Source organism: Streptomyces sp. NBC_01257 (assembly GCF_035917255.1).
Classification (GTDB): Bacteria; Actinomycetota; Actinomycetes; order Streptomycetales; family Streptomycetaceae; genus Streptomyces.
In genome coordinates this window covers 8,897,715-8,910,922 of sequence record NZ_CP108472.1, presented here as the reverse complement: position 1 = coordinate 8,910,922, position 13,208 = coordinate 8,897,715, and the positions used below count along the sequence as shown (strand labels likewise).

The 13,208-nt window shown below is 70.8% G+C and carries 11 protein-coding genes; 7 read left to right on the top strand and 4 right to left on the bottom strand.

Features of this window, described 5'->3' with window-relative positions:
* Nucleotides 1–257: 257 nt before the first annotated feature.
* From OG408_RS38745 to OG408_RS38735, 3 genes are all read left to right on the top strand, one after another.
* A complete protein-coding gene (locus OG408_RS38745) occupies nt 258–1,205 on the top strand; it encodes an isopenicillin N synthase family dioxygenase (protein WP_326674665.1) in 948 nt (315 codons plus the stop codon).
* Between the two features lie 100 nt (nt 1,206–1,305).
* A complete protein-coding gene (locus tag OG408_RS38740) occupies nt 1,306–2,748 on the top strand; it encodes an amidohydrolase family protein (protein ID WP_326674195.1) in 1,443 nt (480 codons plus the stop codon).
* Between the two features lie 5 nt (nt 2,749–2,753).
* The gene (locus OG408_RS38735; protein ID WP_326674193.1) at nt 2,754–4,184 is read left to right on the top strand and encodes a nucleobase:cation symporter-2 family protein; all 1,431 of its coding nucleotides are present in this window, start codon (nt 2,754–2,756) and stop codon (nt 4,182–4,184) included.
* 61 nt (nt 4,185–4,245) lie between these two features.
* Here OG408_RS38735 and OG408_RS38730 read toward each other — a convergent pair whose 3' ends face one another.
* Entirely contained in the window at nt 4,246–5,163 is a 918-nt protein-coding gene (locus OG408_RS38730) for an EamA family transporter (protein WP_326674192.1), read from the bottom strand.
* A 79-nt stretch (nt 5,164–5,242) separates the two neighbouring features.
* On the opposite strand from OG408_RS38730, the gene OG408_RS38725 reads away from it, so the two are divergent.
* Entirely contained in the window at nt 5,243–6,130 is an 888-nt protein-coding gene (locus OG408_RS38725; RefSeq protein WP_326674191.1) for a LysR family transcriptional regulator, read from the top strand.
* 631 nt (nt 6,131–6,761) lie between these two features.
* On the top strand, nt 6,762–7,595 hold the full coding sequence (locus tag OG408_RS38720) for a hypothetical protein (protein WP_326674190.1): 834 nt from the start codon (nt 6,762–6,764) through the stop codon (nt 7,593–7,595).
* 93 nt (nt 7,596–7,688) lie between these two features.
* On the opposite strand, the gene OG408_RS38715 is transcribed toward OG408_RS38720, so the two are convergent.
* Complete coding sequence (locus OG408_RS38715; RefSeq protein ID WP_326674188.1) at nt 7,689–8,291, bottom strand: TetR/AcrR family transcriptional regulator; 603 nt, start codon at nt 8,289–8,291, stop codon at nt 7,689–7,691.
* A 172-nt stretch (nt 8,292–8,463) separates the two neighbouring features.
* Here OG408_RS38715 and OG408_RS38710 point away from each other — a divergent pair, with 172 nt between their 5' ends.
* Complete coding sequence (locus OG408_RS38710; RefSeq protein ID WP_285565460.1) at nt 8,464–8,832, top strand: VOC family protein; 369 nt, start codon at nt 8,464–8,466, stop codon at nt 8,830–8,832.
* Nucleotides 8,833–8,912: 80 nt separating this feature from the next.
* On the opposite strand, the gene OG408_RS38705 is transcribed toward OG408_RS38710, so the two are convergent.
* Nucleotides 8,913–9,710, bottom strand: a complete 798-nt coding sequence (locus tag OG408_RS38705; protein WP_326674186.1) for a hypothetical protein — start codon at nt 9,708–9,710, stop codon at nt 8,913–8,915.
* Nucleotides 9,711–10,348: 638 nt separating this feature from the next.
* Between OG408_RS38705 and OG408_RS38700 the strand changes: the two genes are divergently transcribed.
* A complete protein-coding gene (locus OG408_RS38700; RefSeq protein WP_326674185.1) occupies nt 10,349–11,332 on the top strand; it encodes a tetratricopeptide repeat protein in 984 nt (327 codons plus the stop codon).
* 249 nt (nt 11,333–11,581) lie between these two features.
* Here the strand turns inward: OG408_RS38700 and OG408_RS38695 are convergent, their stop codons facing one another.
* Nucleotides 11,582–12,991, bottom strand: coding sequence for a ferredoxin reductase family protein (locus OG408_RS38695; protein ID WP_326674184.1), 1,410 nt, complete (start codon nt 12,989–12,991; stop codon nt 11,582–11,584).
* Nucleotides 12,992–13,208: the final 217 nt, after the last annotated feature.

The window sequence follows — 13,208 nt, the reverse complement described above, 5'->3', positions numbered from 1 at the left end:
GATCGACGGGCACATCCACCCGCCGGGGCTGCAAGCTCACGACGCGTCCGGCAGCAGGGCCGGTGCGTGCGTGCCCGGTCCGCCGTGTGCGGGTCGGTGGAAGCGCCGGGGGCGGTGACCGCGCTTCGTTCCCCCGCGTACCGGCTCAACGGCCGCGTACGCCGCGCACAGGGAGAACCACGTTGACCACACAGCCGTACGACACACCCGCCGAGCGACGCTCCGGAGCCGATCAGGAGCTCGACCGGGAACGGCGGATGGGCGCAGCGACCGGGACCGCGACCGCGGCCCGTGACATCCGGGTCGTCGATCTGACCGACTTCGATGCCCGGCGCGCCGACATCACCGAGGAGTTGTGGCAGGCCGCCACCGAGATCGGCTTCTTCCAGTTGTCGGGGCACGGAATCGACCCGGCCGGGATCGACTCGGCGTTCGCCGCAGCGGAGGCGTACTTCGCCCTGCCCGTCGGCATCAAGAGCCGCCACGCCCTCAAGAAGGGGCTGAACACGGGCTGGGAGTACCGGAGTCAGGTACGTCCCTCCACCGGTACCCCGGACGAGAAGGAGTCGTACCAGCTCACCCGGCCGCACATGGACGGGCTGTGGCCGGACGAGGCCGAACTGCCGGGCTTCCGCGCGACCTTGCTGGATTTCGAGCGCCGTTGCCACCGCCTCGCCCACCAGGTCCTGTCCTGCTTCGCCGAAGGCCTCGGCTTCGAACGTGACTTCTTCGCGCGCCGGCACGATCCGGCCAGCCCGCTGCACCAGAGCACCCTGCGTCTGCTGCACTACTACGCCGTACCCGAGCGGGCACGCGGTCGGGCGGACGGGGGGTGGCGCGCCGGAGCGCACACCGACTTCGACTGCCTGACGCTCCTCTTCCAGCGCGACGGCCAGGACGGTCTCCAGGTGTGCCCTGGCAAGGAGGCGGACACCCGTGCCTGGACGCCCGTACCGGCCCGCGCCGACCTCATCACCTGCAACATCGGCGACATGCTCATGCGGTGGAGCGGCGATCTCCTGCCGTCCAACTTCCACCGCGTCGCGCCGCCCGGGCCGGACGACGACCAGGGGCCGCGCTACTCCATCGCCTACTTCGCGCAGGCCGACCGGGACGCCGTGATCGCCGCGCCGGACGGGCGTCATGCACCGATCACCGCCGAGGAGTACCTGCGGCAGCGCATCGCCGCCAACTTCGCCGGCTGACGGGCGGCCGCCCACAGAGGCGGCGTCCGCCGCCGTGGCCGTTCGCACGAGCGGCCGCGGCGGCCCTCTCCGACACCCACGCACGAAAGCGGGGTCCCGCATGTCCGAAACACGCCCGTGTGCGCTGCTGCTGTCAGGTGCCCAGGTGGTCACCGTCGATGACGCGCGCACCGTTCACACCGACGGGGCCGTGGCCGTCGACGGCAACCGCGTCGTCGACGTCGGCCCGACCGCCGACCTGGTCGCCCGCTGGCGGCCGCACCGCACCGTCGACTGCCGGGGCAGCGCCGTCCTGCCCGGCTTCACCGACGCGCACACCCACCTGTTCCAGAGCCTGGCCCGAGGCATCGGTGACGGCATGGCCATCGGGCGGTGGCTGAACGAGTTCATGTGGCCGTACGCCATTCACCTCGACGCCGAGGACGCCCGGGTCGCCGCCCGACTGGGCGCGGTGGAGGCCGCCCGGGCGGGTATCACGACGGTCGTCGACCACCACTACGCGCCCAGCGATCCCGAGACCGTTCTGGCCGTCGCCGACGCGATCGAGGAGATCGGACTGCGCGGAGCGGTCGCCCGCGGCATGCTCGGGGACCGTACCGCCGTCGCCGAGGCACGCGGCCTGCCGACCGCCCTCTACCGCTACGGCACCGACCAGGAACTCGACCTCACCCGGCAGTGCATGGCGGCCCGCGGTGCCGAGTCCCTGGTACGCGTCTGGCCCGCCCCGCTGAACCTTTCGTACGGCGACCGGGACCTGGTGCGCGGAGCCGCTGCCCTCGCCCGTGAGCACGGGGTTCGCTGGCACACCCATTGCAGCGAGGGGGCCAAGGACCCGCAGAGCTTCCTGGACCGCTACGGGAAACGGCCGGTGACCTGGCTGGCGGCCGAGAACCTGCTCGACGGGCACGCCACACTGGCGCACGCCGTATGGCTCGACGAGGAGGAGACCGAGGCGGTCGGCGCGTACGGGGCGGGTGTGGCGCACTGCCCCTGCTCAAACGCTTATCTGGCCTCCGGCGCAATGCCGTGGCGGGGCCTGCGCGATGCGGGCGCGGTGGTGGCGCTCGGCACGGACGGCCCGAGCGCCGGCGGCCGCCAGGACATGTTCGAGGTGATGAAGCAGACCCTGTTCGGTCAGCGTCTGAGCAGCCTCGATCCGTCCGCCGTGCGGTGCGAGGAGGCCGTCGAGGCCGCGACACGCGACGGTGCCCGGTACGCGGGTGTCGAAGGCGGTGGGGTGATCCGTCAGGGCGCCCCGGCCGATCTGGTGGTCGTGGACCTGACGGGCACAGCCGTACAGCCCGTGCACCGCGCGGTGTCCGCACTCGTCTACTCCGCGCGTGCGGCGGACGTGGTGATGACGCTCGTCGCCGGGCGTGTCGTGTACGAGAACGGCCGCTGCCCCGGCATCGACGAGGACGCACTCGCCGCGCACGCCCGGGAACGGGCGGAGCGCTTGGTGCGGCGGGCGGACTTCGGTGCTCTGACGGGGCCGTGGCGTGACGGGAACCGGAACCTGCGGAGAAGGGTGGCGACATCATGACGGACATGCGTACGCAACCGGAGCCGGCTCGGTTGGTGCCGGGGCCGGGCGGACTGGGTTCCGGAGGCGCTGTCGCCGACCCGGTCGAGGCGGTGCCGGGGTGGTGGCGGCTCGGCGCACTGGGACTGCAGCACGTCCTCGCGTTCTACGCGGGTGCCGTGGTCATGCCGCTTCTGGTGGCCCAGGGCATGGGGCTGTCCCCCGCTGACACGGCGGCTCTGATCAACACCGCGCTGGTGGCCTGCGGGGCCGCGACGCTGCTGCAGTCGGTCGGCCTGCCGGGCATCGGTATCCGGCTGCCGGTCGTCCAGGGCATGTCGACCGCGGCCGTGCCCTCCCTGGTATCGGTCGGCGTCGCCGCGGGCGGCGGGAGGGCCGGACTGCCCACGGTCTTCGGAGCGGTGATCGCGGCGGGCCTGGTCCTCTTCCTGGTCGCACCCGTTTTCGGCCGGCTCATACGCTTCTTCCCGCCACTGGTCACCGGCACCATCGTGATCATCGTCGGTGTGACCCTGATGGGCGTCGCGGCCCGGCAGGTCGGGGGCGGCGACTCCTCCGCGGCCGACTTCGGCACGCCCGCGCATCTCGGGCTCGCCGGTGCCACGCTGGCGGTGATCGTGGTTCTGTCCCGGTTCGCCAAGGGCTTCCTCGCCTCGGTCGCCGTGCTCGTGGGCCTCGCCGCCGGCACGGCACTGGCCGCGACGGTGGGACGTACGGACTTCTCCGGCATCGGCCGGGCCGACTGGTTCGGCATGCAGGCCCCCCTGCACTACGGCGCACCGCGCTTCGACGTGATGGCCGTCCTCGCGATCGTCCTCGTTCTGGTGATCATCGCGGTGGAGTCCATCGGCCAGTTCTTCGCGGTCGGGGAGATAGCCGGACGGGACGTCGACGAACGGGACATCACCCGCGCCCTGCGGGCCGACGGACTGGCGACCGTCCTGGCCGGGCTGATCAACTCCTTCCCGACCACGGTCTATTCGCAGAATGTCGGACTGCTGCGGCTGACCCGGGTCATCTCCCGGTGGATCGTCGCGGCGGCCGGTGTGCTGATGCTGGTCCTCGGTCTGATGCCGAAGGTGGGTGCGCTGGTCGCCGCCATGCCGGCGGCGGTGCTGGGCGGGGCGACCATCGTGCTGTTCTCCACGATCGCCGTCGTCGGCGTGCAGATCCTGGTCAAGGCCGACCTCTCCGATGCCCGCAACACCGTGCTGGTCGCGGCGAGCCTCGGCATCGGGTTCCTGCCCACCGCCTATCCCCAGTTCGCGGAGCACATGCCCACGCGGCAGCTCCAGGTGCTCTTCGAGAGCGGCATCATGCTCGGCACACTGTCGGCCGTCCTGCTCAACCTGTTCTTCCACCATCTGGGCCGGCTTTCGGCACGCCCCGTGGAGGCAGTCACCGAACCGTCTCCCGTCGTCGCCGAAGGCGCGTGAGTATGCGGGCATTCCCACGGGCAGGGCGCCGCCGACGGCCGGGGCGATGCCGGGGAGTTCCTCATCTCCTCCGGGTGGGAGCGGGGAGCTGCCCCGCAACGATCGCGGCGAGCGCGAGCCCGAACCCCAGGAGTTGGACCGGGCCGAAGGTCTGGCCGAGCACGACGGCGCCGAGAATCGCGGCGACCAGTGGCGAGAGCAGGACGAGAACGGCGACCGAGGTGACGGGCAGCGTGGTGATGCCGCGGAACCACACGACGTACGAGAGGAGTCCGCCGACCAGGCCCATCCAGAGGTAGCCGAGGGCCGCGGCCGGGCCGATGGCGGGCGGCGTCCCCTCCGCCAGGAACGTGAGGGGCAGCAGGAACAGTCCGCCCGCGGTGAGCTGCCACCCGGCGAAGGCGGTGGGGCCCGCCTCGGGAGGACGTCCCCATCGCTTGGTGAGGGTGATGCCGAGCGCCATGGACGCGGCGCTGCCGAGGGCAGCCAGGATGCCGACGCCGTCGAGCGCCGCGCTCGGCCCGATCACCACCAGGCCGACACCGGCCATGCCGGTCAGTCCCCAGGCGAGGCGCCAGGCGGACAGCGCCTCGCGCAGGACGGCCACGGCCAGGAGGGCGATGACCAGCGGCTGGGCCGCCGCCAGGGTGGCCGCCACGCCTCCGGGCAGGCGTTCGGCCGCCAGGAACAGCAGCGGGAAGGGGAGGCCGATGTTCAGCACACCCAGCGCTGCGGCTCTCCCCCACCATGCTCCGCGCGGCAGCGTCCGGGTGACCGCCAGGGCGATCAGGCCACCGGGCAACGCCCGCAGCAGGCCCGCGAACAGCGGGTGACCCGGCGGAAGAAGTTCGGTGGTGACGATGTAGGTCGTGCCCCACGCCATGGGGGTGAGCGCCGTCAGGACGGCACGCGGCAGATGTCCGCGGGGTACACCGCTGACAGGCCCTGCGAGAACTCTCTGTGCTGTTGGACTGGTCATGCCCGCAGTCTCGACCGGCGGCGATCAATGAGTCCAACACATGTTTGTCATCTGATTGATCGTGATTGACGATGGATCGATGGAGCTCCAGCAGATGCGCTACGTCGTCGCCGTCGCCGAAACGAACAGCTTCACCCGGGCCGCCGAGCAATGCCTGGTCGTCCAGTCCGCGCTCAGCCACCAGATCGCACGCCTGGAGAAGGAACTCGGTGCGCGACTCTTCGAGCGCACCAGCCGCCGGGTGCGGCTGACACCGGCAGGTACCGCGTTCCTTCCCGCCGCCCGTCAGTGTCTGGACGCCGCCGAGCGTGCGGCCGCCGAGGTGGCCGCGGCCGTGGGTGAGGTACGCGGGCGGCTCGCCGTGGGTCTGATCCCCAGCGTCGCCGCGGTCGACATCCCGCGCGCCCTTCGCGACTTCCACCGGCAGTACCCGGCCGTGCGCATCAGTCTGCGCGTGGGCGCGAGCGAGGAACTCGTCGAGCAGGTCAGGGAAGGCGCCCTCGAAGTGGCCTTCCTCGGCCTGCCGACCACCGCGCGCCCCGAAGGAGTCGAGGCCCGTGAACTCGCCCGCGACCTGCTCGTCGCCGTGGTCGCGCCCGATCATCCACTTGCCGAGCAATCGACCGTCGACCTCCGGCGGCTCTCTTCGGAGGTGTTCGTCGACCTGCCGGCCAACACCGCGGGACGCATCCAGTCCGACCAGGCCTTCGCGGCCGCCGGTCTCGGCCGTGACGTCGCGTTCGAAGTGACCAATGCGGACTTCCTGGCCCGGCTGGTCGGGCAGGGGCTGGGCATCGCCATGCTCCCGTCCGCGTACGCGTCTCAGCTCACCGGCGTCACCACGATCGAGGTCACCGACGCACCGGCCCGCGTCGAATACGTCATCTGCGGCCGCGTCGGCCGCACTCCCGCGGCCACCGCCTTTCTTGCCCTCCTCGATCTCCCTTCCGTGCCCGGCCCGAAGTGAAGCCGTGCTGCTGTCCCATGGGCGGTCCTCGTCGAGGCACAGCACGCCGCCGGTGCACATAGCTGCGCCACCCCGGCCACGTAGCGGAAATCGGCGGCCTCCGAGCCGCTGGGAACGGGGCCGTGCGCGGCTTCGGGCGGGCGCTGAACGCAGGTTGGCCCTGGTGCGGGACCTCCTCGCCGACCGCCTGCCACAAGCCGCTCCACCGCCCGTTTACACCTTCGCGAAACCGTCCCTGACCTGGCACTTTACGAGGATCCACATAGGGTGGGAGGGCTTTGCCGGACACCTTCGGAGGGGTATCACGTGAGTGAGAGAACCGTCAGGTACGACGCCGCCCGCGCAGAGTTCCTGGAGGCGCCGGCAGCCATTCGGAAACGGCCGGGAATGTACATCGGCTCGACCAGCGAGCGAGGCCTGCACCACCTGGTGTTCAACGTCGCCGACCGTGCCGTGAAAGAGACCCTGGAGGGCCGAGTCGGCTCCATCGGCATCACCCTGACTCCCGATGGCGGCGTGCGTATCGCCGACGACGGACCGGGCAGCCCCCTCCGGACCGAGGCCGGTGGGGCGCCGGGGCTCGAAGCCCACCGGCATGGAAGCCGGAGCGGGGTCCGTTGGGCGTCACAGAGTGGCCCTGGACTCCAACGGCACGTGGCTCTGCGTGACCAACGCGCTCTCAAGCCGTCTCACGGTCGAAGTGCGGCGCGAGGGGACGCGGTGGATCCAGGAGTACGCGCGCGGCATCGCGGTCACCCGGCCCACAGCCGCGGGACCTGCGACCGGACACGGGACCAGCATCGCGTTCGTGGCCGACCCCGAGATCTTCGGAACGAACGACTTCTCCTTCACCACCCTGGCAGAGCGCTTCAGGGAACTCGCCTTCCTGAACCGGGGCCTGGACATCACTCTTACCGACGAACGCGTCCCGGACCGACCCCGCTCGGAACGGTTTCGGTTTCCGGGCGGCGCACGCGACTTCGTCGCCTTCCTCGACGCACAGAACCGGAAACCGGTTCATCCGGAGGCCATCTCATTCCAACGGGAGGATCCACGGATGGCAGGCACGTCGGAGGTGGCCCTTCGATGGTCCGGCTCGCACGAAGAGCAGGTCCTGAGCTACGCCAACAGCCGGCCCACCTACCAGGGGGGCACGCACATGGTGGGCTTCAGCGCCGGACTCTCCGCCGCCGTCAACACGTACGCACGGGAGCGCGGGCTGCTCACATCTGCGGACCCGGATCTCAGCGCCGGCCAGATCGGCACGGGTCTGACCGCGGTCGTATCGGTGAAGGTGGACCGCCCCGAGTTCCTCGGCGCCACCCGGGCCGTCCTGGGTAACAGAGCCGCCCGCCTCTGCGTCGAGGAGGCCGTCCGGGAACACGTCAGCGGCTGGCTGGAAACGCACCCTGAGCAGGCCTCGACCGTCATCGGCCGCATGGTCCGGGGCGTCGCGCGGGACTGAGCACCAACCATGCGCGCACGTACGCCGGTTGCCCGGCCTGGTGCCGCGCTGCGCCACGAAAGGGCTGTCGCGCAATTCCTGGCGGGACAGCCCCTAGGGCTCCCGTGGACCGCCGGACGGGCCTTGCCCCAGGCGCCCGGCACCGTAACGCAAGCCGTCGTAGAGCACCGCGACGATGCGTGCCGCATCGTCCTCCCAGCCCTTGGCGCGCATCCCGCACACACCACCCAGGGCACGCAGCACCACCAGCCCGCTCACGTCTCCGCGCACCAGGCCGGCCGCAACGCCGGCAGCGAGCAGCTCGTCGAGCGCGCGGGCCATCTGTTCTCGCGCGTCGCCGAAGACCGGCGAGTCGGTCGCCATGATGCTCTCCAGCGCTTGCCCCATCCCTCTCCCCACGGCCGCGTGCTCCACGAGCAACAGCAGGAAGGTGTGCAGGGCCTCGTCCGGGGACTGGTCCGCGAGCAGCCGGGCGGGGGCGGTGCAGAGCTCGGCGACCTCCTGGCGGTAGACCTCCGCGACGAGCGCCTCTCGCGTTTCGAAGTGGCGATAGAGGGTGCCGACTGCCACACCTGCCCGGCGGGCGATCTCCTCCACATGGGCCTCGTCGTCGGCGAGGAACGCCTCACGCGCCGCGGCCAGGAGTGCTTCGCGGTTGCGGCGTGCATCGGCGCGCAGCGGACGTGATGACGGCAACAGTGCTCCATAAGATGAGTCGGGTTCAGGTTGTGTGTACAGTTTCCGGAGTCAGGTTCACTTTATGGAAGCGTACGCCGCTCCGATCGGGAACGGGGCCGCCGCCGGGCGGAGGGCGGCGGCCTCGCATCCGCCCCACCACCGGCGCCGCACTCGAAGAGAGGCATCGATCATGACCATCAACCTGGTATCACTGAGCGTGGACGCCGCGGACCTGGAGAGCGAGAGCTCGTTCTGGCACCACCTGCTCGGCGGCTCGGTCACGAGGACGGCAACGCACCACTTCGTACAGGCCGACGGCCTCCCCGTGCTCGTGATCCAGCACGCACCGGGGCATGTGCCGCCGCAGTGGCCCGACGGAGCCGCCCAGCAGATGCACGTCGACCTGTCCACGGACGACGCGGCAGCCGCCGACCAGCGAGTGCTCGGCGGAGGCGGCCGACGGCTCCGGCCGACCACCGGTGTCGTCGAAGCCGACCGGCCGGGCTCCCGCGTCTACGCCAGCCCGGCCGGACATCCCTTCTGTCTGCGCTCGGCCTGAACAGGCCGTGACCCATGGCGGTCCGCCCCTGAACCGTGGAATCGCGATGCCGGCCCGGCTGAACGTGGCCTCCGCGAGGATCAGGCCCGCCGGACAGTGAGCCTCCCACCCGGGCAGGCAGTTTCCCAGGCATCCGGATCCTGGAGGGGACGGGTCAGACAGCGGTGCCGCACCAGGTCGGACCGCTCGGCCGGAGTCAGCTTTCTCGGCTCGCCGAACTGGTCCCGGGACGAATCGAACTCCTCGTCGACATCGAAGTGGAAGGCGTCGTCGGTGACGTAGTCGCGGCGGAAGTCGGTTCTCCACTGCGAGTTGCTGCCCCAGCCCATCGACTCGTCCGAGGTCTCCCGGTACCTGCGCATGAATACGTCGAAGAGCGGTGAGCGGTCCGCCACGCCCGCGACCAGGTGCTGGGCACCGGCACGCACGGTGACACCGGTGCGGCTGAACAGCATCTCCCCCAACATCAGGCCCGGCCACACGGTCCCGGTGATCTCGACCGGCGCCCCCGGGGCCTCGCTCTCGGCAACGTGGACGACCTCATGGAAGAACGGTTCGTACGCGACGTCGCCGATCGGGGCCATGCCGAGCCGGGCGAAGGCGGCCAGGTACTGGTCAGGGGTGACGGGTGGCCAACGTTCCGGGTGGTGGATGTCGTGCGCCCAAGGAGTCTCGGCGTCCGCCGGCAGCGGCGGCTGGAACGTGTAGATCAGCGCATCGTTGACGCGGCTCAGCGCGTACGCCGTCTCCAAGGGGTCGCCGAACTCGTACGTGGTCCTGGCCCACCCGCCGAAGGTAGCCAGCGGTGCGAGCGCCTCCCGGACGACGTCGGCGTGCTCGTCCAGCCACGGATCGACGACTGCGAGAATGACGTCCACGCCCTGGTACTCCTCAAGAGCGTGGAAAAGCCGACGGACACGCAGGGCAGGGATCACGCAAAGCAGCGTAGGCAGCTCCGTCCGTACGGACCACCGGGTTTCCGTTGAGGCGAGTCCGGCGTCGCACCCGAAGGCAAGGGGAGCCCGAGCCGTACCCCGTCGGCTGATGGGGATGTTCTGCGAGCCGTCCTGCCGCCCGGGCGACATCGATCACATACGACCGGCGCCCCGGGCGTCGAGGTGGGCAACGAGTTTCGCCTCGCTACGACGCAGTCGATCGCGCTCGTCCGTCGGGAGGGACGCCAGCGCGTCGACGAGGACATGCGTCCGGGGAACGTGGACCATCGCACCGGAGTAGACGCGGCACTTGGAACACCATGCCAATCCGATGCACCGCTCGTACATGGGGGAATCGGGCGGATAGTACCGGAACCGGTAGGAACAGACCGCGGTCTCGCACGTCACACAGATCCAGCGATCACCGTCCCTGGCCGTCTCCCAGGCCGCGGCCTTGACCCAGCCGCGTCGCTCTGCCGGTGCTCTTCAAGTAGTCATGCTCACCCTTCGGTTCGTTGGACAGCGGCACCGCTGTCCCAGCGCGGGCTCACGGTACCTCTGGCCATGGATATTCTCTGGCCATGTCGAATCAGTCTGTGACGGCGGGAGTCGGTCTCGCCCGGGTGCTGGCCCACTGTGGCGGAAACCCGGTCGCCGCCGTGAAGCTTCTGGTGGGGGCGATCGCCTCGGCGCCGGCGGCCCCGGAGTCCTATGCGGCCCTTGCCGAGTTGTGGCAGGACCGGGGGCCGGAGCTCAGGGGGAGCCTCGAAGAGGAAGGCTCCTTGAGCTCCGTGCTGGCACAGGCGTACTTCCTGTTCCTCGAAGGGAACATGGACGACGCGGTGATGGCCCTCGGTTCGGTCACGGGCGTGCGGCCCGACGTGCCGTGGGGCGCGGCGCCCTGGTTCGGCGAGGCGCGGTTCCTCGGCACGGTGAGTGCCGAGGCCCTGGCCGAGGCGTGTCTGCGGACGTTGGACCACGGCCATGACCTGGACAGCGACGAGATGCGGGAGCGGTTCGCGCCCTGGTTCCGTGCGCTCGACGTGGTGTCCGCGCGCAGCCCCGTACCGGAGTCGCTGGCTGCCATGGCCCGGTTGCCGCGGGCCTGCGGCCGGTACGCGCTGTCCTTCGCTCTGTGCGACCGCGCCGATGCCGTCGACCGGGTCATGTGGACCGCGGTCGCGCGGGCGGCGACCTGGCGTGCGACGGGCGACCTGGACCGGGCCGCGGAGGCCTTCGAGGACGCCCTGGCCCTGGACTCCGCCAACTGGTCCCTCCACCTGGACCTGGCAGACCTCCGTGCCGAGCAGGGCGACTTCGCCGCAGCAGCGGCCCTCGTCGAACAGGGTCTGGAACACGCGCCTCACGAGGTCTCCCTGCGTGCGGCGGGCGCCGCCTATCGCACGCGCCTGTCCGGTTCGTCCGACGATCTGACGGCCCTGATCGACCTGGCGCCGGAGCTCTCGGACACCGCGTACCGGAACCTGCTGCTCGACCACGCGTGTGCAGGGCCGAAGCTGCCTCCGGGACTCGTTGCCCGCGCCCAGGACATCCGAAGGAGCTGAAGGCCTGGCCTGCCGGCCGGTGAGGGGCCAGAGGGGCCCTTGCGGGTCCTGGTCAGTCACCTACTTGTTCTCGCCGGGCTTGCCTGCGTGATCGCCGTCACCGGCGGTGTCGTCGCCGGGTTTGCCCTGGCGAACAGGAGGCCGGCCACGGCCAGGGTGGCGGTGATCCAGATCGTGATGCGTCGCACGAGTGTGCTCCAAGTGGGTAGATGAATGCGGGGTGTTGGTGGGGCGGTGGGGCCGCGCCTTCTACCAGGCGAACTCCTCCGTGTGGAGTTGGTCGCGGTGGGCACCGGCACCGAGGGCGGCCTTGCGGACGGCGGTGAGCCAGGTGGGTGGTCCGCAGACGTAGATGTCGCAGTGGGCGATGTCGGGGACGAGGCCGTTGAGGACCTCGGAGTCGTCGCCGAGGTGTGCGGGGACTGCGGCCTGCCAGGAGGTACCGGCGCGGCGGGGGCCCGGGAGGAAGATCAGTTCGACGCCGCGGCGAGCAGCGATCCGGCGCAGTTCGTCGGCGAACACGGCGTGCTGGTCCTCGCTGTAGCGGTAGATGAGGGTGGCCTCGCCGGGGGCGTAGGGCGTGTCCTCGATGAGGGCGCGCATGGGCGTGATGCCGATCCCGGCGGCGATCAGGAGCATGCGGGGGCGGGTGCGCCTGCGTGCGGTGAGGGTGCCGTAGGGGCCTTCGATCAGGACGCGGGTGCCGGGAACGAGGCGCGCCGCACGTTCGCTGCCGTCGCCGGCCGCCTTGATGGTGATGCGCATCCGGTCGGGGGTGGGCGCGGCGGAGAGGGTGTACGGATTCCCGCGCGACCAGCCGGGGCCGTCGAGGAAGCGCCAGATGAAGAACTGGCCCGACGCGGCACGCATCCTGTCCAGCCGGTGCCCGCCGGCGGTGACGGAGACGACACCGGGCGCCTCTGTGACCACGGATTCGACCCGCAGGCGGTGGTAGAAGGACCGCCAGGCGGGCAGGGCCACGCGGTACAGAAGGGTGACGGCGAACGCGAAGCCGTACAGGCACCACCAGTAGACGCGGGTCCAGGTCTCGTGGAAGTCGGCGCCGTCGGCGAAGGTGTGGGGGAACGTCGCGGCGATCCCGGCGTAGGAGTACAGGTGGATCAGGTGCCAGGACTCGTACCGCAGACGGCGACGTGCCGCGCGCACCGAGGTGACGACCACCATGATCAGCAGGATGGTGCCGACGGTGGCGAACAGCATCCACGAGTCGGTGATGAACACCCTCACCAGGGCGGTCAGCGTCGCCGCCGGCCCCCGCACGGCGCGTTCGGCGGCGAACAGGACGACGTGGGCGATCATCAGCCAGAACGAGGCGAAGCCGATCAGGCGGTGGCGGCGGGTCAGCAGGTCGTGGCCCCAGGAGCGTTCGACCCAGGGGATACGGGCGAGCAGCACGACCTGAAGAATCATCAGGTCGCTGGCCAACAGCCCCGCGAGCAGCCCGAGGGAGCCCATCGCCCGGTCCGGGCTGGTGAGGCTCAGCGGACCGCCCTGGTTCATCACCCACAGGGCGACGACGGCAACCGCGGAGAGGATCGCGAGCGCGCCGAGCGGGTCGGCCGGGCTGAACCCTCGCCGGCCCTGCCGACGACCGGGTGGCTTGCGGTGCGCCTGGGGCAGCATGGTGGACAGGGTCATCAGGCCCGCTTCCTTCGTCAGGACGACTGCGACGGCCCCGCGCAGGTGCTCGGGGCATGACTTCACCCTGGCCCCGGTTCTTGTGGCCGCTCTAAGAGCCCACTGCTCCTGGCTCCCTGCCGGCCCTCGGCCTCCTCAGCCGGAACGCGCTTGGCGGCTCATCGTTCACGGTTCCTGATGGGAGTGGTCAGCGGCTGCGAGCCCGGTCCGGCCTCGG

Excerpts from the sequence above, each read along its gene's own strand:
- OG408_RS38745 (WP_326674665.1), top strand. The coding sequence starts at position 258 with ATGGGCGCAGCGACCGGGACCGCGACCGCGGCCCGTGACATCCGGGTC.
- OG408_RS38740 (WP_326674195.1), top strand. The coding sequence starts at position 1,306 with ATGTCCGAAACACGCCCGTGTGCGCTGCTGCTGTCAGGTGCCCAGGTG.
- OG408_RS38735 (WP_326674193.1), top strand. The coding sequence starts at position 2,754 with ATGCGTACGCAACCGGAGCCGGCTCGGTTGGTGCCGGGGCCGGGCGGA.
- OG408_RS38730 (WP_326674192.1), bottom strand. The coding sequence starts at position 5,163 with ATGACCAGTCCAACAGCACAGAGAGTTCTCGCAGGGCCTGTCAGCGGT.
- OG408_RS38725 (WP_326674191.1), top strand. The coding sequence starts at position 5,243 with ATGGAGCTCCAGCAGATGCGCTACGTCGTCGCCGTCGCCGAAACGAAC.
- OG408_RS38710 (WP_285565460.1), top strand. The coding sequence starts at position 8,464 with ATGACCATCAACCTGGTATCACTGAGCGTGGACGCCGCGGACCTGGAG.
- OG408_RS38700 (WP_326674185.1), top strand. The coding sequence starts at position 10,349 with ATGTCGAATCAGTCTGTGACGGCGGGAGTCGGTCTCGCCCGGGTGCTG.
- OG408_RS38695 (WP_326674184.1), bottom strand. The coding sequence starts at position 12,991 with ATGACCCTGTCCACCATGCTGCCCCAGGCGCACCGCAAGCCACCCGGT.